2 protein-coding genes are annotated in these 1,932 nt (G+C 64.8%); both read right to left on the minus strand.

The window, feature by feature from the left end:
* Positions 1 to 358 precede the first annotated feature (358 nt).
* On the minus strand, positions 359 to 1,393 hold the full coding sequence (locus tag NUV94_08180) for an ABC transporter ATP-binding protein/permease (GenBank protein ID MCR4392712.1): 1,035 nt from the start codon (positions 1,391 to 1,393) through the stop codon (positions 359 to 361).
* A 163-nt stretch (positions 1,394 to 1,556) separates the two neighbouring features.
* Entirely contained in the window at positions 1,557 to 1,868 is a 312-nt protein-coding gene (locus NUV94_08185; GenBank protein MCR4392713.1) for a hypothetical protein, read from the minus strand.
* Between the last annotated feature and the right edge of the window lie 64 nt (positions 1,869 to 1,932).

The raw sequence follows: 1,932 nt of genomic DNA on the forward strand, positions 1-1,932 counted from the left end.
ACCGCATCCCAAGGGCTGCGGGTTGGGAAAGGTACCCGCGGCGAAATTGATCTGATACCTTCTCCTCCTCGGTCACCTCCTCTCTTTTTTACGTCTGATTTGGCGGGCCTCCATTTCCTGGCTTTCCCTCCGCTTCCCTCACCGGCCCCGGTGCCCCCGCCGGCTTGACAATCGCATGGACAATGGCAATCGCGAGCTTCGCCCATTTCCCCTACTCGGACGAAGATTTCGAACTGGAATCGGCCCACCCTTTCTCACCCCTCCGCGGCCACCAGCTGCTCCTCGAAGATCGCGCGGTACTCCCCGGACCTGCGGATCAAATCCGCATGGGTTCCGGCCTCCACCACCCGCCCATCTTTCAGGACGAAGATCCGGTCCGCGGATTGCACCGTGGCCAGGCGATGGCGGCCACGATCACCGTCTTGCCCGGCGTGAGCTCCGCCAAAGCCCGCAAGGCCTTGGCCTCGGTCTGTGAGTCCATGGCGGAAGTGGCCTCGTCCAAAAGCAGGATCTGCGGCCGCCGCAAAACGGCCCGAGCCAAAGCCAAAAGCTGCTTTTGGCCGCCCGAGAGCTTCACCCCCCGCTCCCCAACCATTGTCTCATAGCCGCTCGGAAGCTCGGCGATGAAATCGTGAGCCCCAAGGAGCCGGGTAACTTTGAGGACCTCCTCTTCCGAGATCGTCGGGTCGCCACACCGCAGGTTTTCCATGATCGTGGTGGAAAACAAGAAAACATCCTGGGTCACGAGGACCACCTCTCTGCGCAGGGAGGCGAGGTCCACCGCCCGCAGGTCTTGGCCGTCGATGCGGATCGTCCCTGGGGAAGGCTTATAGAGGCGCACGAGGAGGGAAAGCAGGGTGGATTTCCCCGACCCGGTCCGGCCCACCAAGGCCACCCAGGTCCCGGGCTCGACCAGGAGGGAAACATCTCGCAAGGCCACGGTGCCGTTGGGATACGTGAAGGAAACCCCGTCCACCTCCACCCGACCGGAGCGGACCGCAAGCGGAGCGTTCCCCGAGGGTTCCGGCACCTCGTCCAAGATCTCGAGGATGCGGCGCGCGGCCACCCTCGCCCGCTGGAGGCCCAAAGTGGTGATGATGGACTGGGTGGGCCCGTAGAGGTAACCGATGAAGGACACAAAGGCGATCACCGTCCCCAGGGAGAGGTCGCCCCGCATGATGCGCCAGGCCCCAAGACAGAGGAGGAGCACCGGCCCCACCTCGACGATGAAGGTGAGCATCCCTCCGGCCATGGCCCCCACCGTGTTCGTCCGGACGTTCGCCCCCTTAAGGCGGCCGATGGCCTGGGCGATCTTGCCCTCCACCCAAGCAGAAAGCCCAAGGAGCTTGGTGGTGAGGACGGAGGCGAGCCCCTCCCCGAGCTCTTTGGACACGAGGGCATCCCCTTCCTGGATTTCCTGGCGAGGGCCTGGAGGCGCCGGTTGAGGGCTTGGGAGGCAAAGGCCAGGGCGGGGAGGACGGCCGCGGCCACCAAGGCCAATTTCCAGTCCAGCCAAAAGAGGAGCCCGGCCCCCACGCCAAGGAATACCGCGTTGTTCAGCAAGGCCAAGGCGCCAAGGAAAAAGGCCTTGGCCACGGTGGGGTCGCTCCGGACCCGGGCCATGAGGTAGCCCACCTCCCGCTCCTGGAGGAACGCGGGGGAAGGGCCAGAAGATGCCGGACCAATGCGTTCTCCACATCCGCCACCAAGGCCTCCTCGATCACCACGGTGAGGTATTGCTCGAGGGAGGCAAAAAGCCCGCGCAACGCGACGACGAGGCCGAGCCCAATCCAGGTAAGCTCTCCGAGCCCCAGCCTCCACCGGGGGAGGACGAACCGGACGAAGAACCGCCCAATCGGCGAGCTCATGGCCCTTCTCCTTTTGGCTCCTCGGGAAGCCCGGTCGGAAGACCATGGAGGATGTAGCTCGCGG

The sequence above is a fragment of the Candidatus Acetothermia bacterium genome, from assembly GCA_024653305.1.
Taxonomy (GTDB): domain Bacteria; phylum Bipolaricaulota; class Bipolaricaulia; order Bipolaricaulales; family Bipolaricaulaceae; genus JACIWI01.

Coding starts and splice junctions, on each gene's coding strand:
- NUV94_08185 (MCR4392713.1), bottom strand. CDS start 1,868: ATGAGCTCGCCGATTGGGCGGTTCTTCGTCCGGTTCGTCCTCCCCCGG.